This window comes from Daejeonella sp., assembly GCF_030695525.1.
GTDB lineage: Bacteria > Bacteroidota > Bacteroidia > Sphingobacteriales > Sphingobacteriaceae > Daejeonella.
The window spans coordinates 40,709-62,079 of record NZ_JAUYSS010000008.1 but is presented as its reverse complement, the minus strand read 5'-3'; the positions used below and the strand labels follow the sequence as shown (position 1 = coordinate 62,079).

Sequence of the window (21,371 nt, the reverse complement as noted above, 5' to 3'; positions counted from 1 at the left end):
TTTTTATTTGACGTTATATCTGAAAATTTTTCTTCCTATTGATCCATTGATATTAATTCCTTCAACAATGGCTTTATAATTGCCTGTTCCATCAGAGTTGAAGAATTCAACACTTGCTTTACCAGTAGAATCGCTGACAACATTTGGATTCCAATAAATGGTTGTCCGAAGATCTGGTATCTGTACATTAATTGCAGGATCGTCATAATCAGGAGAATAAAACTCGCGGCCTTTAAAGAATCCCTGAGGTTTATAACTCATAATTCCGGGTGAGTATGATCTGTAATTATTATTGACTTCCCCACGTTTGGTAGTTATAATTAGCAACCCACCTCCACCCATTGAACCGTATATGGCAGTGTTTGCTCCACTTCTGAGTACTTCAATAGTTTCTACATCCTGGACGTTTATGGACGATAAAAATTCAGCTCCCAAAAACATCCCATCTACAACCACTTCCATAGGGATGGGCCCCCTGAATGATGCACTCATATTTCTCATCAGATAGGCCATTCCATTCCTGATTATTAAACCGGCCACTCTGCCCTGTAAACATATAGCAAGATCAAAACAATTCTGAAGCTGATCGGCTTTAATTATTGCATCGGCTCTTCCCGGACTATTCAGATTTGCAGAATGCTTTACTTCCTGCTTACGTTCAACTATTCTTACTTCATCAAGGAGGATATTTCTTCCAATCACGCCATACCTTCTAAATTCATCGTACTGGGTACGACTGTTCTTTAAGTAGGAAAGCATGGAGCGGTTAACATTTACCTCCAGCATTGCTTCGTTTTTATTTTTTGTAACCAACTGAGGTGGAATCCTGTCGAGCAAAATTTCTACATTTTTTCGGTCTTTTTCATTTCTTGCCTGAATTACAAATTTCGTACTATCGTTAAAATACAGGTTGTCAAATTTGAATTCTCCGTTCGCGTTGGTAAGCGTATCCAGCATAAATACATCCCCGGATGCGGAAAATAATGTAACTTTTCCTCCGACTACAGGCCTGCCTGTCACGGTGGTAACCTTGCCACTAACCTGTAAATTGGTTTCAGGTTGATAAACCAATGTAGGATAATTATCTGATAAAATATTTCTCCATTCAAACCTACGCCAGCCCTGGGTTAACAATAAGATATCGAGTTGCCTGATCTTATCTTCATTAATTTCATCAAAATAATAATTGGGTTGCTCAATAAAACCTTTTAAATCTGAACTGAGAAGAAGATTTGACATTATTGTGGTTTCATCAGCCTCATGAAAAGGCACTTTTGATTCATCAAGGATCGCAATTGAAAAGCTTCCCATTGTAGCTTTACCCAGAGGATCTTTTGTGTCTAATGTCAGTTTGACTTTTTCCCTTTTTTTATACTCAGGCTTGTCTGTACTCAGATCGATTTTCAAAAAGTCAGAATGATTGATAAATACCAGTCGCTCGGCAACCGGTTCATTTTGAGCAGAAAAGAGTGTTAGCTGAAGTATTCCGCTTGGGAAACGATTTTTTGGAATGCTTGCATTGAACGTTTTTGAAGAAAGCTTGTTTTTCGAAACGAAATGAACCTGTCCGTTAGTTTGCGCAATAAGGGTTATTTCTTCATCCGGTTTGGCAACTTCGTTGGTTGATACGATAATTTTGAGATCATCTGTATTGGTATTACTCACAGATAAAACATATCCGTTTGCTTTTACTTGCGGCAGGGGGTATGACTTTTCTGAGCCATCTTCAAAAATAATATGTGCAGTATAGGTATCAGTAAGATCAGGCCTTAATCTAAAATGTCCCATTCCTGCATGTTCTGATTTAAAATCAACCATCCGGACATTATTTTGATTGCTGATATACCCACCGACATTAATTCCAAGTCCGTCTGAACTCACAGCCTTGAATCCAATTCTTGAGCTGATCCCATTGACCAGATCGCCACTTTCAGGGAAGAACTGAACAACAGATTCATTTGATGTTGATTTAACAGGAAAGTTTTTATTTGCACTGTTCTTTTCATCCAAACGGATAGTGGTACTGATTCTTCCTGATTTTAACACGAAGGGCTGATTGTTTACAAAACTGACCTGAAGATTTCCCATTGCATCAGTAATGCCTTTCCCTTTCAGAATACTTCTGAAGTCCAGTTCAACATGATAGCTAACCTCTTTATTAGCGAGCGGCTGGCCGGCCATATCGCTATAATTGATCAGGGCTGATACTTTTTGTCCTCGTGCGTCTTTACTGTAAGTGTAATCTACCTGAGTTAAAACTGTATTGGAAATAGAGTTACCAATGGTGATGGTTTTATCAAAAAAGTATTCTTCTCCAAAATTCCTCATCCAGGTTGTATATGCCCGTATTCTGTAGTTACCCTCTCTCAGTGAGTCAGAAAGTGTAAAATCCCCCCAGGTTAATCCCATTTCCAAGGGTATTTTCAGGGATTTCTTAATTGAATCTTTGTCGTTGATTAGCTCCACATACAATATCTTACTCAAGTTAGATAATTCATTTTTCTCAGCGTTAACGACGTATGCTTTAAACCAGATATTATCCCCAATGGCATAATATGGTTTGTCAAGATGTAAATGAACTTTCTCCTGCGGGAATTGTAATCTGTATTTTTCTATCTGCGTAAGAATTTTCTTCAGTGGCTCATCCTCAATGATAAATCCCAACATTAATGCTGAGAATAGCATAGAAAAAATGATAATGAAATACTTTTTCATAAAGAATGTTACTGAATCAATATCTAATGCCGGTATAATTGAATGCCGGGATTACCCCGCAAAATTGGTTCCATTAAAAATTTAAACCCCGGTTTTTGAATTGAGGCTTAATATGTATTAATATACGATTTATTTTATAGCTGATGCTTAGAAGGAATTCTTCCACATCATACTTTCAACGGGTTTTGTGGTCTTATTGTTGTATTTGGCATTGAGTTTTGTATTGTACATGGTTTCTACATCACCATCAACTACGAAATAGATTAATTGGCCTATAGGCATACCGGCATATATTTTTACCGGTTGCGTACATGATATTTCAAGAGTCCAGGTATTACAAAATCCTACATCTCCTTTTCCGGCTGTTGCATGGATGTCGATCCCCAGTCTGCCGGTACTTGATTTTCCTTCCAGAAATGGCACATGCCTGTGGGTTTCTGTATATTCGAGGGTTACTCCGAGATAAAGGGTATTGGGTTGAAGGACAAAACCATCCTTAGGAATCTCGAAATGGTCAATCTCATTATGAAGTTTAGCATCTAAAACCCTGTTTCTGTATGTTGCCAGGTATTTGCCCAGATGAACGTCGTAAGAATTGGTGCCAAGACACTCCTTATTGAAAGGTTCAATTATTATATTTCCTCTTTCAATTTCTTCCAGAATGAGTTTATCAGAAAGTATCATAAATAAGCGTAAGATTTGGCCTAAATTATGATTAATTTGAGATAGTTTTGCAGGTATTTTATTTTTAAAAATGGCTCTTGCTTATCACCGGGAAATTGACCTTACTACATCATTTGCAATCTGGAAGATCGAAGAAAGTGCAGATGAATTACTGGCTCAGTTACAGTTGAAGGAACATGAATTGTCGTATCTGGATACTTTGAATAACGGCAAGCGTAACATGCATTGGCTGAGCACCCGTGTACTGCTTCGCAGGATGATGGATACTGAAAGTTATATTGACTGTAAGGTTGATTCAAGTGGCAAACCATATTTAAGTAATTTTCCTCATCATATTTCACTAAGCCATTCTTATGATTATGCTGCAGTAATGGTGAGTAAGAGTAAGGCAGTTGGAATAGACATTGAACTGGTTAAGGATAAAATTGAACGAATTGCCCACAAGTTCCTGAGTAAAGAGGAGATTGAGTTTATTCATGATAAGGATCGCATAGATCATCTTTACGTTACCTGGTGCGCGAAAGAGGCTATTTATAAGCTTCACGGTAAAAAGAATATTAGTTTTCTGGAGCATATTAAGCTTGAACCGTTTACATATGAAGTCAGCGGCTCTTTTGAGGCCATGCTGAATACCGACACTCGTCAAAGGAAATTCAGGGTACACTACGAAAAATTTGATGGGTATATGATCGGATTTGTTGCGGATGATTATAATGAAGAATAAGAAGGTCATATTTCAGGATTGGGGGTTAGTTGATTATCAGCAGGCATGGGACAGGCAAGAACAGGTTTTTGCAGAGACTGTTATGGCCAAAACTCAGAATAGAAATAACAACACGGATGATCCTGTCCATAACCACCTCATTTTCGTCGAACATCCGCATGTTTATACCCTCGGAAAAAGTGGTAAGCCCGAAAATTTACTTCTTGATGAAGCCGGATTAGCAAATAAACAAGCCACATATTATAAAATTAACCGGGGTGGTGATATTACTTATCATGGTCCGGGCCAGATTGTATCTTATCCTATACTGGATCTGGACAATTTTTTTACTGATATCCACCTTTATCTGCGGACTCTTGAGGAAGCTGTGATAATGACACTAGCGGATTATGGAATACAAAGCGGCAGGTATGAAGGGTATACCGGAGTCTGGCTGGATGCTGATAATGAGCGTGCAAGAAAGATCTGCGCAATGGGCGTTAGGTGCAGTCGCTGGGTAACCATGCATGGACTTGCTTTTAATGTCAATACAGATCTGTCTTATTTTAGAAATATTGTTCCCTGTGGAATCGATGATAAGGATGTTACTTCATTGGAAAGGGAGCTGGGTTTTAAGCCGGATATTGAAGAAGTAAAGCAGAAATTGAAGCTGAATATTGGGAGCTTGTTTGAGATGGAAATCTTGGAGAATTGAGAATTGAGAATTGAAAGTGAAAAGTTCAGATCAGGATACTACATTCTCAATTAATTAATAATCCCTGAATCAGACAACTGATAACAGACAACTGGCAACAGATGATTCCTGTCTGTTCGAATCAATAAATACAAAAAAAGCTCCGAATTTTATCCGGAGCTTTTTTTGTGAAGGGAGAATGATATTACATCATTCCACCCATGCCGCCGCCACCCATTGGAGGCATACCAGCACCACCTTTTTCATCTTCAGGATCATCAGCAAGTACTACTTCAGTAGTTAATAACATCGCTGCAATTGAAGCTGCATTTTCCAATGCGATACGACCAACCTTAGTTGGATCAATAACACCGGCACCGATCAGATTTTCGTAAACATCAGTACGGGCATTGTATCCGAAATCAGCTTTACCTTCTTTCACCTTTTGAACTACGATAGAACCTTCAATACCTGCGTTTTGGCAGATCTGACGTAATGGCTCTTCGATAGCACGTCTGATGATTGCAATACCTGTGTTCTCATCTTCATTAGCTCCTTTAAGATCTTTTAAAGCCTCAACAGCACGGATGAAAGCAACACCACCACCGGCAACAATTCCTTCTTCAACAGCTGCACGGGTTGCATGTAAAGCATCATCAACTCTGTCTTTTTTCTCTTTCATTTCAACTTCCGTAGCTGCACCAACATAAAGTACGGCAACACCACCTGAAAGTTTAGCTAAACGTTCCTGCAATTTTTCTTTATCATAATCAGAGGTAGTTGTTTCAACCTGAGCTTTGATCTGGCTAACACGTGCTTTGATGTCAGCAGTTTTACCTGCTCCATTAATAACGATCGTATTATCTTTATCAACAACAACTTTTTCTGCCTGACCTAAGTAAGTTAGATCTGCATTCTCTAATTTATAACCTCTCTCTTCAGAAATAACTGTACCACCTGTAAGGATTGCGATATCTTCAAGCATTGCTTTACGACGATCACCGAATCCTGGTGCTTTAACAGCAGCCACTTTCAGTGAGCCTCGGATTTTGTTAACTACCAGGGTAGCTAATGCTTCACCGTCAAGATCTTCAGCAATAATTAATAATGGTTTTCCGGTTTGAACTTGTTTTTCAAGAACCGGAAGAAGTTCTTTCATTGAAGAAATCTTCTTGTCGTAGATCAGGATATAAGGATTATCCAGTTCAACTTCCATTTTATCAGCGTTGGTTACGAAGTATGGAGATAAGTATCCACGGTCGAACTGCATACCTTCGACTGTTTTCATTTCAGTTTCAGTACCTTTTGCTTCTTCAACAGTAATTACACCATCTTTTCCAACTTTCGCCATTGCATCAGCGATCAGGGTTCCAATTACTTCATCATTATTAGCTGAAATTGAGGCAACCTGCTTTATTTTTTTATTGTCTTCACCAACAGACTGTGACTGTTTTTTCAAATTAGCAACAACAGCAGTTACTGCTTTGTCAATACCACGTTTAAGATCCATTGGGTTTGCACCGGCAGCAACGTTTTTAATTCCGGCGGTTACTATTGCCTGAGCTAAAACTGTCGCAGTAGTAGTGCCATCTCCAGCCTGGTCAGCTGTTTTAGAGGCAACTTCTTTTACCATCTGTGCACCCATGTTCTCAAGGGCGTCTTTTAATTCAATTTCTTTGGCAACGGTAACACCATCTTTAGTGATTGCAGGTGAACCAAATTTCTTATCGATAATTACATTACGGCCCTTTGGTCCAAGAGTTACTTTTACTGCATTGGCAAGGATATCCACGCCTCTTTTCAGAGCATCGCGTGCTTCAACATTGTATTTAACTTGTTTTGACATTGTTTAAAGATTTTAGATGTTGGAGTTAATTCAAATTGATGTTTGTATCAAGCCTCCGGTTTTTAATTTAATTTGGATTCGAAGTATGAGGTCTGAGGTCCGATGTCTGAGGTCTGACTTCCGACTTCCGACTTCGTTATAATGTTGCAAAAATATCAGATTCACGCATGATCAGATATTCTTTTCCTTCATGTGTGATCTCTGTGCCAGCATACTTACCGTATAATACCACATCTCCTACTTTATAAGCCATAGGGATTAAATTGCCGGTTTGTTCTGCATATTTTCCAGGTCCAACAGCTACAACAGTACCTTTTTGAGGTTTTTCTTTTGCAGTATCAGGAATGTAAAGTCCGGAGGCCGTTTTTTCTTCAGCCGGTGCAGCTTCTATAACTACCCGGTCTGCGCTAGGTTTGATATTTAATGCCATATTGATATAATAAATTAAATTAATGGAATATTTGTACTGTTCTATTGACACGAATTATGCCAAATAGCTTAGGGGTACATTTCTTGTCAAATTTTCATTATTTGATTATCCTTCCCTCTTTATTGACAAAGAATCGGTGTCAAGCTGTCAGTAAAATGTCAGTTTATTTCAAAAAAAAAGCCACCCTTCAGGTGGCTCATTTTCGAATATGATCTTTTATTTTTTAGTGCTGTCGGTAGGTAAAGAAAGACCTGATGGTGCGGCAACCGGTGCAGCAGGTTTATTGATCTGGTTTTGAATATCATTCATTTCCTGATCTACTACTCCGCCACGGGGAACAACTACATTAACCATTAAGGCCAGAACCATTAGTGACACTGCAAGAACCCATGTGCCTTTCTCCAGAAAATCACCAGTTCGCTGTACGCCCATGATATTATTGGACCCTGAGAATCCGGAGGATAGACCACCTCCTTTAGGGTTTTGAATCAAAATGATCAGCACTAACAAAACACAAACAATGATAGCCAGGATAATAATTGTATATAACATATCTATTAATTTACTTTCTTTTCTAATTCACGAATTCGGTCGGCAAAGTACGTGCTTTTTTCCGGAACTTTCAAACTTAATTTTTTGTAGGTAGTAATTGCTTTTTCATATAACATCTGGTCAGCATAGATATGTGCCAGTGTTTCTGAAACCAGGTCATTTGGGTCTTCCGCGCTTTTCCTTGCCTTGTTCTCGGTATCCAGTTTTTGAGAGTCGGGAGGTTTGATCTGAGGTTCTTCCTTGATAAATTTCTCAAGGATAGAATCTTCCTTGCGTTTTACCTGAAAAGGAACAGTTCTCGGGGCATTTTTAACCTGCTCTAAAGGTGATTGCAAATGGAAAATATTCTCAATGATCTGACTGCTTAACTGATCGACAGAACCTATTTTAATATTCTGATTTGGATCTAACCTGAAATCGGAATATGGTTGATACGTGTCTGCATACTCCATCCGGGTTTTTTGCAACCACCATAAGAATGAATAGGGCATTTTATCGTCATTGTACCTTGATACTTCCTGATCAGGTTCTGCTACTGCTCTTTCAGTGCTGCCTGTTCCCCCAAGTGAGGGTTCTGCAGCAGGTGTAACAGCTTCTGCAGGAGCAGCTTTGACATCTTCAGCAGGCTTTATTTCAGATTCCCTTTCAGAACTAAAAACCGGCTCAGCCTTAGTTTCTTCCTTTACAGGATCTTCTAATGGTATAGCACTTTCATTAATTGTATTGAAGATATCACCCAATAAAGAGGTTTCTTCTACCGGATTATTATTCTCATTAGCATTTGCCTGCTCAGTTTCAGCTATTGTATCATCCGGTTCTCTTTCAATATGAGTTTTCTCTTCATCTATTGAATCATCTGCTTTTTCAGCAGGGATTTCAATACCAATCTCTTGGTTTGTAGTCTCTGAGACAGTTACTTCATCATTTTCTGGAGCACTGGCTATTTTAGCTCCCCATGAATCTTCATCAGCAGTTTGTTTTTCTGTCTCAGTTTCTGTTGGGACTTCAGTTTCGGGACCTGTTTCTATTTTCGCTGTCCAAAAGTCTTCCTCAAGCGATGATTTTTCTTTTTCAGGTTCTGCTGTTATATCTTTATCTAGCTCATTTTCTACCGTGGCAGACAAAGAATCTTCTTCTATTATCTTATTAACAGGCTCTTCTGAGATATTTTCTAAATCAAATTCCCCATCATCTGCCTTTAATTTTTCCTTAGTAAAGTCCCTTGTATTTTCAATACCATGTATCCCTTCGTCCTCCGAATCCTGTTCTGCAAATAATACAGATTCAATATATTTTAATTTTTCAGGCTCTTTTAGTTTTTCAGGTTCATTCAGGATTGTATAGAGGATTTTTCTTTCAGGAATTGATAATGCCGTATAAATCAATTGTTTCTGCAGGTTTTCGGAGCCTGAAAGTGATAATGAGCGGCTATAAAAAAGATTTAATACCTGACAATAGGGAAACTTTTCCAGGGCTTTCTCTAAAATTATTGAATCTCCGGCATCAATCACAGAAGGATCTGTAATACACTTTGCAAACAATTTAATGTAGGATTCCTGCTGGTTTGTCTGTTTCACTTTATGCTCAGTTTTTTGAAAGCTAAATATTTATTACCAATTGGCAAAAGCCTTGTTAAAAATATCCTCGGTGAGCTGTCGGATAATCAGGGCTAATAATTTTTGCTCCTGAGTTTGTATTGGACCCTGGTTCAGGCTAAATTCCTGAAATGCCTGAAATGATTGTTCAAAATTTAATTCAGGCTGCAGAGCATTAGTATATTTTACACTGACAGTTACTGTTACCCTGTTAAGGCCTGCCCGGTCATTTCCCTGGATAGCAACCGGCCGGATAGTATAATCAGTAATCCGCCCTTCAAAATTAGCATCCGCCTCCGACCTGACAATACTTAACCTGGATTGATTTCTTATCCTGTCTTTTAAACCCTCGGTAAACTGCTGACTCAGATAAGGTACTACCAATGGAGAGGTATTCTCAAAGAACTGAACTGAAAGTGTTTTCATCTCCTCTGGAATTGAAGCCCCTGATAAGGAATAGGTGCCGCAGGACTGGGAGAGCGTGAGCAGGCCGACAATTAAGGTGTTTCTGAATATTGAAAATATCTTCTGCATATTTTATAGTTCTAACTCCTTAATTTTACGATACAAGGTACGTTCTGAGATCCCAAGTTCATGGGCCGCTAATTTTCGTTTTCCTTTATGTTTCTTGAGTGCTTTCTTGATCAGGTCTGATTCTTTGTCAATCAATGACAAGGATTCTTCTACTTCTTCAGCATCATCCATCATATCATATGATTTATCATTATCGTGTTGATGTATCACAAGAGGATGCTGATCAGGGCTGGTTTTAGTACTACCGGGTATTTCGATATCCCTGTAAAGCTGATTGATTACCTTCTGGTTTGACTGAATGTTTGATGTATTACCCCCGTTTTGTATAATCTCTGCCACCAGTTTTTTTAGTTCCACCATATCTTTCTTCATATCGAAAAGCACTTTATAAAGAATATCCCGCTCAGAATAATCATCCTTGTTCTGGTTTGGAATACGCATAGGTAGGGTGCTTCCGGCCTCAGTAGGAATGTAATTCTGCAGGTTTTCTGCCGAAAGATTTCTGTCTTTTTCAAGAACAGCAATTTGCTCGGCGATATTTTTAAGCTGACGGACATTACCCGGCCAGCTATAATTCATTAAAACCTGCTGTGCACTTTGTTCAAGATGTACCGAAGGGCTTCTGTATTTATCTGTAAAGTCGGCAATAAACTTCCTGAACAGTAAATTTATGTCTTCTTTCCGCTCTCTTAATGCAGGGATTTTCAATGGTACGGTGTTCAAACGGTAATAAAGATCTTCCCTAAACTTTCCGGCACTTACTGCATCAAAAACATCCTTATTCGTAGCAGCGATCACACGCACATTTGTTTTCTGAACTTTAGAAGAACCAACACGGATATATTCGCCTGTTTCCAGTACCCGTAACAAGCGAGCCTGAGTCCCGATTGGTAGTTCTGCAACCTCATCCAGAAATATTGTTCCGCCGTCAACTACCTCAAAATATCCTTTACGGGCATCATGTGCCCCAGTGAATGATCCTTTTTCATGTCCAAACAGTTCTGAGTCGATGGTTCCTTCTGGTATCGCACCACAGTTAACTGCGATAAATGGCCCATGTTTACGGGCGCTCAATGCATGAATAATATGTGAAAAAACCTCTTTACCGCTTCCGCTTTCACCCGTAATCAACACAGAAATATCGGTTGGTGCTACCTGCCTGGCTATATCAATTGCCCGGTTAAGTAGAGGTGAATTACCAATGATACCAAATCTGTTTTTTATGTCCTGAACATCCATTATTGTAATTTGATGATTTGATGATTTGGAAATTTGATGATGCTATTTCATTTCCAAATCAATCTTTATTTTTTTAATTTGTTTTAACCGGCTGATTTTTAATCAATAGTATTGACATTTTCAAATCTCCAAATTTTCAAATCTCCACATCAGCCTTAATTCTCCCTATTAAAGTGGCCGGGGTACATCGTTCTATTCTGACATCTACATAGTCGCCAGCTTTATAAGCTTGATTTACCGGAAAAACTACTGTGATATTATGTTCGCTTTTGCCCGAAAAATCCTGATCTGATTTCTTGGAGAATCCGTCAATCAATACTTTATGAGTTTTGCCAATATGCTGCTGCAGTCGGTTCAAAGAGCATTCCTGCTGCTTTTTCAGGATCTCATTGAACCTTCGGGTTTTCACAGCTTCCGGAATGTCATCTTCAAAACGCTTGGCGGCAAGTGTGCCCGGGCGCTCTGAATAGGTGTACATATAGGCAAAATCAAATTGGGCATAGTCCATAAGGCTTAGCGTATCCTGATGCTCTTCTTCAGTTTCTGTACAAAATCCAATAATGATATCTGATGAAACTGCGCAATCAGGAATGAGATTTTTAATGGTATTAATCCGCTCAATATACCATTCTCTGGTATAGGTACGATTCATCAGTTCCAGCACCCGGGAGTTACCTGATTGTACCGGAAGATGAATATGATTACAGATATTTTCATACTTATTCATCGTTTGCAATACCTCATCGGTTATATCTTTTGGATGGGAAGTGGAGAATCGTACTCTTAAGAGCGGGTCGATTTGGGCAACACGTTCTAATAGTCCTGCAAAGTTTAGGGCCTCACCCCCAACCCCTCTCCGGAGGAGAGGGGAGAGGGAAATATCCGGCTCCTTTTCCTTTGGAGAGGGCTGGGGTGAGGCTTCCCATTTGTAAGAATCAACATTCTGACCCAGTAAGATCACTTCACGGTATCCAATTTTAAATAATTCACGGGCTTCCTGAACTATTGAATGAGGATCCCTGCTGCGTTCCCTACCCCGGGTAAAGGGAACCACACAAAATGAGCACATATTATCGCAACCGCGCATGATGGATACAAAGGCTGAGATGCCATTGCTGTTCAATCTTACCGGACTGATATCAGCATAAGTTTCCTCCCTGCTTAAAATAACATTTACGCCCCGTATTCCGTCATCTGATTTGGCGATCAGATTTGGCAAATCACGATAAGAGTCAGGTCCGATTACAAGGTCAACAAGTTTCTCTTCCTCCAGAAATTTCGATTTTAAACGCTCAGCCATACAGCCAAGTACACCAATGGTCATTCCCGGCCGTTTACTTTTCGCCGCTCCAAATTCACGCAGCCTGTTTCTTACCCGCTGTTCAGCATTGTCACGAATAGAGCAGGTATTTATAAAAATGACATCAGCTTCTTTATATTGAGATGTTGTTTCGAAGCCCATACCCTGCATGATTGATGCAACTATCTCACTGTCAGAAAAATTCATGGCACACCCGTAACTTTCTATGTAAAGTTTTCGTCCTGTATATTGTCCGGTGTTTTCCAGAATTAAGGCTTCACCCTGACGTGATTCATCATGCAATGTTGTTTCTGATGAATCTTTTAAGTTTATTGGCCGCTCAAACATTCTTTATTAAATTAGCTGCAAAAGTATGGTTTTTTCTGCAAAATGACAATTTGGCAGAGATTCTTTTTAATAGCAAACAATCTTTTTAAATTGTACTTACCAATCAGTTAATCTGTAAAAACGTTAATGATTAAGGTTAACTTAGCTTCTAACAGAGAATAGTTTATGGTTCTAAAAAGCAGTAAAGTTTTATTTCGAAGATGGATCATGTTGGTTTTAATGGTACCAATATTTCTGATAAGCGTTGCGGCGGTATATTTGAACTACTATTGGAAACCTATTTTAACACAAAGGATCAAAGAAGCAATTGACAGATCAACAGATGGTTTATACAGAATTGAATTTCAAAATATCCGGGTGAATTTTGTAACAGGAAGGTTGGATGTATCGAATATCCGCTTCATCCCCGATACCCTGGTGTACGAAAAGATGAAAGTTGACAGCATTGCGCCTAGGCATTTATATGAAGTGGAAATAGGCGAACTGATCTTAAAGAGAATACAGCCCTGGAAAATATATTCATCAGGCAAACTGGAAATAAGTGCAATAGAGATTGACAGGCCCACTTTGAAAGTTGTATTTTCTAAAACAAGAAATACAAAATCATCTACTGAGGAAGATTTGAGAACAGCTTACCAGCACCTTTCCCCATATCTCAATTCGGTAAAAATCGGAAATATCATTTTCAGAAATGCAGATTTCAAGTATGTCGATCATAGTGCAGAGGGCGGAAGTAGAATTACCGAACTAAAAGATCTGTACCTCAGAATCAGCGATCTTCTGATTGATTCGGCATCACAATTCGACCGTTCCCGTTTGTATTATACCAAAGATATTTATGCTGAACTGCTTGGTTACAAAACGATTACTGCTGATGGTAATTATAATCTTCAGTTCAGCGAGTTCAAAGCCTCTACAGCAGGTAGATATGCCTATATTAAAGGATTTCGCCTTCTGCCAAAATTCTCAGAGATGGAATTTTCAAGAAGATTTAAATTTCAGAAGAATCGGTATTCTGCACACTTTGAGGATATTTCATTAAATAATGTTGACTACAAGTTATTGAATCGCGACAGAAGGTTAATTGCTAGTTCTTTAACATTAAATAAAGGTAAGATGTCAGTTTTTTTGAACAGGGGAAGACCCGACTCACTTAGGGATAGAGGTGTTAATTTTCCTCAACTGGCATTAAGAAGATTTCAGCTCGATACTACCATAGATACTGTATTGTTGAAGGATTCACATGTCAATTATTCGGAGTACAATCCGGATTCAAGACGTAAGGGAACTCTTTCATTTGGAGGAATCAATGGAAGTATTGTGAATCTGACAAATGATTCCCTCAATCTGATTAAGAATAAATTCAGTGATGTAAAGCTGACCTCACTCTTAATGGATCGTGGCCGACTGGATATAGCAATGAAATTCAATCTGCCAGATCCTGCAGGAGCATTTCAGTTTTCCGGAAAACTAGGTAAACTTGATGCAGAGATGTTCAATTCTGCAATCAGACCTTTGTCGCTGATTGAAGTTAAATCGGGTTTTATAAATGAGATGAATTTTAACGGTCGGGGAAGTATTAAAGGTGTAAGAGGAAGTCTGACCTGTTATTACAATGATTTGAAAATTACTCTTTTGGAAACAAGGGAAAATTCCAGTCGCTTAAAGCGAAAGGGTATCGCTTCTATTTTTGCCAATATTCTGATCATAAAGGACGATAATCCGATGAAAGGTCAGCCAGTGAGGAGGGCAGCATTTTATTATGCCCGGCCTGAACATTCTTCTTTCTTCAATATGATCTGGAAGGGATTTGCAGAAGCGCTTTTAAATACAATAGGCTTTGATGCTGCCACTCAGGCTGAGATCGCCGCAAGGCTTAGAAAGATGGAAATTGAACGGAACAACAGGGAAGAGAGACGTGATGACCGGTTGAAGAAACGCGATGAACGAAGGATGAACAGGAATTAGGCCCGGGTCAAGCACGGGCTGACAGCGGGTCAAGCCTGGCCTAACACATTTGTAAGTCCGGGCTTGACCCCAATGTCATTATTTAAGCGTTCAAGATTTCTGTTTGGTACCGTTTTGCCCATTTGGCCTGTAGAGGCCACATGTCATAATAGATTAGCCGACCCCGAAGAATCGAAAGAGCAATTAATAGGGTTGAACTCAACCTTAACTTAATGACATTTGGCTTGACCCGGACCGGACCGCAAAATTCCACCCATGTTCATCAACTGAACGACCATATCTTAAGTCATTCAAAGTGTCGAGTACACGGTTAGAGAATACCCGTTTTGCCGGGTCAGGAAGGGTATAGAGTTCGCCTTCATGGCCGATTTCAGCTATATGCGCAATTGTCGCGGCTGTTCCAACACCAAATGCATCAGTAATCCGACCTTCTTTAATTCCTTTAATAATCTCCTCAACCGAGATTCTGCGTTCTTCAATTCCGATGTTCCAACTTTTTGCCAAAGTTAAAACGGTATCACGGGTTACGCCTTTCAAAATGGTATCCCTGGTAGAGGGAGTTATTAATTTTCCATCCATCATGAACATAATATTAGCAGCTCCCAATTCTTCAACATATGCGTGTTCTTTCGAATCTGTCCATATTAACTGGTCAAAACCTTCCTGAGTAGCTTTCATTGCCGGAAGCATAGACCCACCATAATTTCCTGCAGCTTTAGCAAAGCCGAATCCGCCATCACTTGCTCTTGAATAATAGGTTTCTACTTTTACCTTCAGGTTCTTTGAAAAATACGGACCAACCGGACCGGTTAAAACGATGTATTTGTAAGTAGATGAAGGTGTTACACCTAAATAAGGATCAGTGGCAAACATAAATGGCCTGATATAGAGACTATGATTTGCTTTAGAGGGAACCCAGTCCCTGTCCAGATCAACCAATGTTTCAAGACTCTTTAAAAAGATATCAACCGGAAGTTCAGGCATACATAAACGTTGTGCAGAAAGGTTAAAACGTTCTGCATTTTTATCAGGACGGAAAATGCTGACTTTTCCGTCAGCATGTTTATAGGCTTTTATACCTTCAAAAAATGCTTGTCCGTAATGAAGGGAAGATATTGCCGGACTGAAACAGATCTCTCCATAAGGCACAATCCTGAAGTCCTTCCATTCCCCATCGCTGTAATCCGCAATGAACATATGGTCGGAAAAAGTCTTTCCAAAGGGTAAATTATCGAAATCAACATCAGCCAAACGTGATTGGGCTGTTTTTGTAATGGAAATATTTAATTTATCAGACACAGTATTAAAATTTAATCAGGTTGGCAATTTAATGATTTTTGTCGAAAAACCGTATTTAAGCTGCTTTCGGCTTTGAGCTTTTTGCTTTCAGCTTAATAAAGTATTCTGAACTTAATTGTATGATCAATCTGCTTCAGAGCCTTCAAAACTTTTTTATCATACTCATCACTCACATCAGTAATGACATATCCTATGCTTGGGTTGGTCATCAGGTATTGCCCTACAATATTGATCTGATGATCCGCAAAAACCTTATTGATCTGAGCCATAATACCTGGCATATTTTTGTGGATATGAATCAAACGATGAGCTCCCGAAATCCGCGGAAGCTGAAGATTAGGAAAGTTAGCACTTACATAAGTATGGCCATGGTTGATAAAATTAATCATCCTTTTGGCAATAAATTCGGGATTCCTGGGGTTGTTCTTCGGATCGTCAAAAATAACAATGCCCATATCAGTACATAAGCCATGAGAGAGCTTCGGTTCACTGTTTCCAAGATATCCGATGGTCTTCAGTTTTGCTGCACGTTCCAGTTTTTGTCTTTCAAGCAATTCACCATTAGCCAGAAGCATCATCCCAACATCAGGTACATATTTTTCTTCAAAAGTTTTTTTATGGCGAATAGAAAACCCATCCTTTTTTAAAGTTTGAATAGCCAGATCAGGTACATCTCCTATCACCAGACAAAGAATCCTGTTTTTAGGATAAGAAATGGCTCTGGGTAAATTATTGACATACAGGAATTCATCAAAACTAGGAGTAACATGATCGGCTTTTTCAGCAACAGTCTTACGTTCGATATTCTCGGTAAAAGCATAGAATTTTTTGATCATCCCAAATTCCTTCAGCTGAAAATCGGAATGTCCGTCGCCGATTCCGTAGATATCACCCTTTAGATCAAGTTCTTTCAATAGTTTAACCTTTCCTCCTTCATTTGAAAGCGGGTTATTTTCATCATAACCAATAATCTTTCCAGCCTCATCAAAAACAAAGGTATTGGCATAAATATTTTCCTTTCGGATATGATAGGGAAGCACAACAGGTGTTATAAATTCTTTAAATCCACCCGAAACAATAAGAACTGAATCTGTATGTTTTTTGAAGAATGTTTTATTGCGGGAGAAAGAGGAAGAAACTTTCTTTTTCAGCAGGCTAACCAATTGCTTTAAATGGCTGCGATCTGCTTCCAGCAACTGTACTCGTCCGGTCAGGCTTTCACGAAACGACATTTTACCTTCCATCGCGGCATTGGTCAGATCTTCAATTTTTTTATAAATATTCTCCCTGTCGGGATGGTTCATTAATGAGATACGTGCCAGTTCATCCAATGCCTCTACCTGGGTAAATGTACTGTCGAAATCGATGATATAAAACTGCTTCAATGCTGTATGAATTAGGGTATTAACTATTTTTAAGGTGCAGGCAAATTTCGCTGATAGATTCATCAACGGGTTTAAAATTAAAATTTATAGCCTTTTTTATTTTTTCATTAGAATAGGTCTGCTTTTTGAATGCACTGCGAACGGTTTCTGCATTTAGACCAAATCTTCTACCCGTTAATAATGTAATTACCCGACTTACCAGCCAGGCCATATACATCATCCATGGTTTTAATGCTATGGCAGGCGGTTCTTTTCCAAGTTTCATAGCAATGCTTGAAAAAAATTCTTTATAAGTCAGGTTTTCTGAATTGATTATGAAACGTTGGTCAGAAATATTGCTTTCCATTAAAAGGATCATAGCTTCGGCAACATCTGCTACGTCAACATAGCCGCAACTTCCACCCGGAAAATAATTCAGACCGGTTCTGATTGATTCAAAGAGCTGACCACTGCCTTCTTTACCTGCATTTTTGCCGATAATGATTGAGGGGTTTACGATGACGGCATTTAAGCCTTCTGCTACCGCTCTGAAAACCTCCATTTCACTCTTATATTTTGAAATTGAATAAGCACTTTGACCCGGTCCAAACTCCCAATGATCTTTTTCTGTGATCAGATTGCCTTTTTTGCTCTCACCGATAGCCGAAATTGAACTCACATGTAATAAGCGTCTGATATGCTTTTCCATGCAGATGTTGAGGAGGTTGGCAGTGCCTTCAACATTCACTTTTAACATCTCTTTTTTGTCTTTAGGATGGAAAGAGATAAGCGCAGCACAATGATATACGCTACTGATTCCTTCCAAAGCCTCGCTTAGTGCAAAATAATCAAGAATATTAGCGTTGAACCACTCGATATCTGTTTTATCTGCTAAAATTTGGGGTATCTGCGAAGTATCCCGCTTGATTGCCCTGATCTTTTCCCCTCTGAGCAGCAATTGGCTGATTAATTCTGAACCTAAAAAACCGGTAGCGCCGGTAACTAAAATCATCCGGATGAATTTTTTTTAATGCTTTCAAAAGTAACTGAATAAACTGATATTTGCTTTGAGTCTGTTCTCAATTATCTGATTCTTCTTCAATTTTGTATAAAGCAAAATTAATCGGGGGCTATTCAATTATAAAATTGTCAATTAAATTACAGGAACAATTATTATGTCATTATCCGATTTTCTTAGTCCGCTTGATTTAGATTCCATTAGCCCAGAAAATGGTTTTTATACAAGTCATTTAGGATCTAAGATCGTTGCCTTCCATGATGATTTTCCAGATCTCGACAGTGGGCTTTTTGATATTGCACTGATTGGTGTGCTGGAGGACAGGAATTCGATCAATAATATTGGTACAGCCCTCGCTCCTGATGCGTTCAGAAAAAAATTTTATGAGCTTAATGAGGGTAATTATAACACCCGTATCGTTGACCTTGGTAATATCCGTGCCGGGCATAAGGTTTCAGATACTTATGTTGCTCTAAAACTTTTAGTTGCTGAACTGATCAAAAGGAACATCTTACCTGTAATAATTGGCGGTGGTCAGGATCTGACATATCCTCAGTTCATGGCTTATGAGGAACTGGAACAGAAAGTTGATCTCCTGGTCGTTGATTCGCACTTTGATCTTGATGATAACATAGATGGAACTGTTGAAACTACCTCAATTTCCTATCTCAACAAGATTTTTTTACACGAACCTAATTTTCTTTTTAATTTCAGCAATATCGGATACCAGACCTTCTATGTTAATCAGGAAAGCCTGAAGCTGATGGATAAGCTCTATTTTGATGTACATCGCCTGGGTGATTTTGCAGGTAATATCAATCTTGCTGAGCCTGTGATCCGCAATGCGAATATGATCAGTATTGATATTTCTGCAATTCGTTCTTCGGATGCTGCCGGAAATGCTAACGCTACTCCAAATGGATTTTATGGAGAGAATGCATGCCAGATCGCCAGGTATGCCGGTATGAATGACAAGCTTTCTTCGATAGGATTTTATGAGTATAATCCGGCTTATGATTTGAACGGACAGACAGCAATGTTACTGGCTCAGATGGTTTGGTATTTTGTGGAGGGATTTTATAACAGGAAAAAGGAATTTCCTTTATTACCTAAATCTCAGTATATCACCTATAGAGCCGGACTTAAGGATGGTTCTCATGAGCTGGTCTTTGTAAAAAGCAAAAAATCAAATCGCTGGTGGATGCAGGTTCCCTATCCTGCCGGCAAGTCAAAGAATGAAAGGCATCACCTGGTACCCTGCCGTTATGAAGATTATCAGACGGCCAATTCAGGTGAGATGCCTGATTTATGGTGGAGGACGTATCAAAAGCTTATTTGAGTTTTAAGTTTTAAGTTGTAGGTTTTAAGTTTTATTTTATTGTTCCAGTCAAATCAATTGCTCATAATGGAACCTTCCTGAATATTAATTGGATTAATGAACAAGGATCAAAGAGTAAAGAAATTAACGATAAATTTGAAATGATTCGATCTTACCAACCAGTTACTAACCACTAACAACCAGCATGCTACTACTCGGTATCGACCTCGGCACTTCATCAATTAAAGTATCTGTTATTGATTCTCAAACTCAGGGATGCCTGTGTACGGTTCAATATCCTGAATTTGAAACTGCGATCATAGCTGAACATCCCGGATGGGCGGAACAATCGCCTGAAATATGGTGGGAAAATGTTCAGCAGGCAATTATTAAGGCAAATTCCACCGGATTGTACGATCCGAAAGCTGTAGGGGCAATTGGAATTGCCTATCAAATGCATGGACTGGTATTGGTTGATAAAGAGAAAAAGGTACTCCGGAATTCGATCATCTGGTGCGACAGCCGGGCAGTGGAGATCGGTAGTAATGCATTTCAGACGATTGGTGAAGAAAAATGCCTGAACGATCTGCTTAATTCTCCTGGAAATTTTACAGCTTCAAAGCTGGCCTGGGTGAAGCAAAATGAGCCTGAAATTTTCGAAAAGGTCTATAAAGTGATGCTTCCCGGAGATTTTATCGGGATGAAGCTTAGCGGGGAGATCAATATCAGCGTTTCATCTCTTTCGGAAGGTGTATTCTGGGATTTTACCAGGAATGAACTTTCAAAGGATGTTTTAAATCATTATGGCTTCCCTGAAGATATTTTCCCTGAGATTCAGCCTGTATTTTCTGATCATGGTAGCCTGAGTGCTGAAATTGCTGCCAGGCTTTCATTAAAACAGGGTATTCCTGTAAGCTATAAGGCAGGAGATCAGCCCAATAATGCTCTTTCCCTGAACGTTTTAAAACCGGGTGAAGTTGCGGCCAATGGTGGGACCTCCGGGGTGATTTATGGGGTTTCAGATCAATTAACGTGTGATCAGCAATCACGGATTAACAGCTTTGCTCATGTTAATTTTTCGAATGAACAAAAGCGAATCGGGGTATTGCTTTGCATCAATGGAACCGGCATTCTGAATCGCTGGACGAGAGATGTAATTGCTCCGGAGATTGCTTATGATACGATGAATGCTGAAGCCACAGCCATCAGCCTGGGTAGTAATGGACTGAGGATATTGCCTTTTGGAAATGGAGCAGAGCGCATGCTTAAAAATAAGAATATCGGTGCTCATTTCCATCATATCGACCTGAACCTGCATAGCCGGGCACATATTTTTAGGGCTGTCCAGGAAGGTATAGCCTTTGCTTTTCGTTACGGACTAGACATTATGCGTGAGAACGGCATGAAACCCGGACTCATTCGTGCCGGTAAAGCCAATATGTTTTCAAGTGAACTTTTTATTGAAGCATTTGTTAATTCCTGCGGGGTTCCGGTAGAATTGTATTCCAATGAAGGAAGTATCGGAGCAGCGATCGGAGCAGGGATTGGTGTTGGAGAATTCAGTACTGAAAATGCATTTTCAAATTTGAAACCGCTTCGCAAAATTGAACCTCAAAAATCAGAAGATTATGAAGTGGTATACCAGGAGTGGAAAGAATTGCTGCGGGGACATTTGTAGGCTTGCTTCGTAGTATTCCGTCATCCCGACACGCGTTGAAAATCGTAATTATGTATAGATATCATGCCGCGTGGAGGGATCTGTTG

The 21,371-nt window shown here is 39.3% G+C and carries 17 protein-coding genes; 5 read left to right on the top strand and 12 right to left on the bottom strand.

What is annotated here, in order from left to right; all coding sequences use genetic code 11:
- Nucleotides 1-3 precede the first annotated feature (3 nt).
- Both Q8S11_RS00795 and dcd read right to left on the bottom strand, forming a co-directional pair.
- Nucleotides 4-2,715 carry a TonB-dependent receptor plug domain-containing protein gene (locus tag Q8S11_RS00795; protein ID WP_305660170.1) on the bottom strand — a complete coding sequence of 904 codons (2,712 nt, stop codon included), beginning with the start codon at nucleotides 2,713-2,715 and terminating at the stop codon, nucleotides 4-6.
- Nucleotides 2,716-2,862: 147 nt separating this feature from the next.
- A complete protein-coding gene (gene dcd, locus Q8S11_RS00790) occupies nucleotides 2,863-3,399 on the bottom strand; it encodes a dCTP deaminase (protein ID WP_305660169.1) in 537 nt (178 codons plus the stop codon).
- A 70-nt stretch (nucleotides 3,400-3,469) separates the two neighbouring features.
- Here dcd and Q8S11_RS00785 point away from each other — a divergent pair, with 70 nt between their 5' ends.
- Together Q8S11_RS00785 and lipB are read left to right on the top strand one after the other, a co-directional pair.
- Nucleotides 3,470-4,123, top strand: a complete 654-nt coding sequence (locus tag Q8S11_RS00785) for a 4'-phosphopantetheinyl transferase superfamily protein (protein ID WP_305660168.1) — start codon at nucleotides 3,470-3,472, stop codon at nucleotides 4,121-4,123.
- Nucleotides 4,113-4,817 carry a lipoyl(octanoyl) transferase LipB gene (gene lipB / locus Q8S11_RS00780; protein WP_305660167.1) on the top strand — a complete coding sequence of 235 codons (705 nt, stop codon included), beginning with the start codon at nucleotides 4,113-4,115 and terminating at the stop codon, nucleotides 4,815-4,817. The genes Q8S11_RS00785 and lipB overlap by 11 nt, the downstream gene beginning before the upstream one ends.
- 184 nt (nucleotides 4,818-5,001) lie before the next feature.
- Here lipB and groL read toward each other — a convergent pair whose 3' ends face one another.
- From groL to Q8S11_RS00745, 7 genes are all read right to left on the bottom strand, one after another.
- The gene (groL, locus tag Q8S11_RS00775; RefSeq protein ID WP_305660166.1) at nucleotides 5,002-6,642 is read right to left on the bottom strand and encodes a chaperonin GroEL; all 1,641 of its coding nucleotides are present in this window, start codon (nucleotides 6,640-6,642) and stop codon (nucleotides 5,002-5,004) included.
- A gap of 136 nt (nucleotides 6,643-6,778) precedes the next feature.
- Nucleotides 6,779-7,072, bottom strand: a complete 294-nt coding sequence (gene groES, locus Q8S11_RS00770; protein ID WP_305660165.1) for a co-chaperone GroES — start codon at nucleotides 7,070-7,072, stop codon at nucleotides 6,779-6,781.
- A 216-nt stretch (nucleotides 7,073-7,288) separates the two neighbouring features.
- Entirely contained in the window at nucleotides 7,289-7,624 is a 336-nt protein-coding gene (gene secG / locus Q8S11_RS00765) for a preprotein translocase subunit SecG (protein ID WP_305660164.1), read from the bottom strand.
- A gap of 5 nt (nucleotides 7,625-7,629) precedes the next feature.
- Nucleotides 7,630-9,201, bottom strand: a complete 1,572-nt coding sequence (locus tag Q8S11_RS00760; RefSeq protein WP_305660163.1) for a hypothetical protein — start codon at nucleotides 9,199-9,201, stop codon at nucleotides 7,630-7,632.
- Nucleotides 9,202-9,234: 33 nt separating this feature from the next.
- Nucleotides 9,235-9,753, bottom strand: a complete 519-nt coding sequence (locus Q8S11_RS00755; protein WP_305660162.1) for an LptE family protein — start codon at nucleotides 9,751-9,753, stop codon at nucleotides 9,235-9,237.
- Nucleotides 9,754-9,756: 3 nt separating this feature from the next.
- Entirely contained in the window at nucleotides 9,757-10,992 is a 1,236-nt protein-coding gene (locus tag Q8S11_RS00750; RefSeq protein WP_305660161.1) for a sigma 54-interacting transcriptional regulator, read from the bottom strand.
- 136 nt (nucleotides 10,993-11,128) lie between these two features.
- Nucleotides 11,129-12,640 (bottom strand): MiaB/RimO family radical SAM methylthiotransferase, encoded by a 1,512-nt coding sequence (locus Q8S11_RS00745; RefSeq protein ID WP_305660160.1) that lies wholly within the window; start codon nucleotides 12,638-12,640, stop codon nucleotides 11,129-11,131.
- A gap of 219 nt (nucleotides 12,641-12,859) precedes the next feature.
- Between Q8S11_RS00745 and Q8S11_RS00740 the strand changes: the two genes are divergently transcribed.
- Nucleotides 12,860-14,608, top strand: coding sequence for a hypothetical protein (locus tag Q8S11_RS00740; RefSeq protein ID WP_305660159.1), 1,749 nt, complete (start codon nucleotides 12,860-12,862; stop codon nucleotides 14,606-14,608).
- 204 nt (nucleotides 14,609-14,812) lie between these two features.
- Here the strand turns inward: Q8S11_RS00740 and Q8S11_RS00735 are convergent, their stop codons facing one another.
- The 3 genes from Q8S11_RS00735 to Q8S11_RS00725 all read right to left on the bottom strand — a co-directional run bounded on the left by Q8S11_RS00735 (nucleotide 14,813) and on the right by Q8S11_RS00725 (nucleotide 18,283).
- Nucleotides 14,813-15,907 carry a branched-chain amino acid aminotransferase gene (locus Q8S11_RS00735; protein ID WP_305660158.1) on the bottom strand — a complete coding sequence of 365 codons (1,095 nt, stop codon included), beginning with the start codon at nucleotides 15,905-15,907 and terminating at the stop codon, nucleotides 14,813-14,815.
- A 92-nt stretch (nucleotides 15,908-15,999) separates the two neighbouring features.
- Nucleotides 16,000-17,292: an HAD-IB family phosphatase gene (locus Q8S11_RS00730; RefSeq protein ID WP_305660242.1), complete on the bottom strand. Its 1,293-nt coding sequence runs from the start codon at nucleotides 17,290-17,292 to the stop codon at nucleotides 16,000-16,002.
- A 19-nt stretch (nucleotides 17,293-17,311) separates the two neighbouring features.
- Nucleotides 17,312-18,283 (bottom strand): NAD-dependent epimerase/dehydratase family protein, encoded by a 972-nt coding sequence (locus tag Q8S11_RS00725; protein WP_305660157.1) that lies wholly within the window; start codon nucleotides 18,281-18,283, stop codon nucleotides 17,312-17,314.
- A gap of 163 nt (nucleotides 18,284-18,446) precedes the next feature.
- Between Q8S11_RS00725 and Q8S11_RS00720 the strand changes: the two genes are divergently transcribed.
- Together Q8S11_RS00720 and Q8S11_RS00715 are read left to right on the top strand one after the other, a co-directional pair.
- Nucleotides 18,447-19,628, top strand: coding sequence for a formimidoylglutamase (locus Q8S11_RS00720; RefSeq protein ID WP_305660156.1), 1,182 nt, complete (start codon nucleotides 18,447-18,449; stop codon nucleotides 19,626-19,628).
- A 184-nt stretch (nucleotides 19,629-19,812) separates the two neighbouring features.
- A complete protein-coding gene (locus Q8S11_RS00715; protein WP_305660155.1) occupies nucleotides 19,813-21,285 on the top strand; it encodes a xylulokinase in 1,473 nt (490 codons plus the stop codon).
- Nucleotides 21,286-21,371 lie beyond the last annotated feature (86 nt).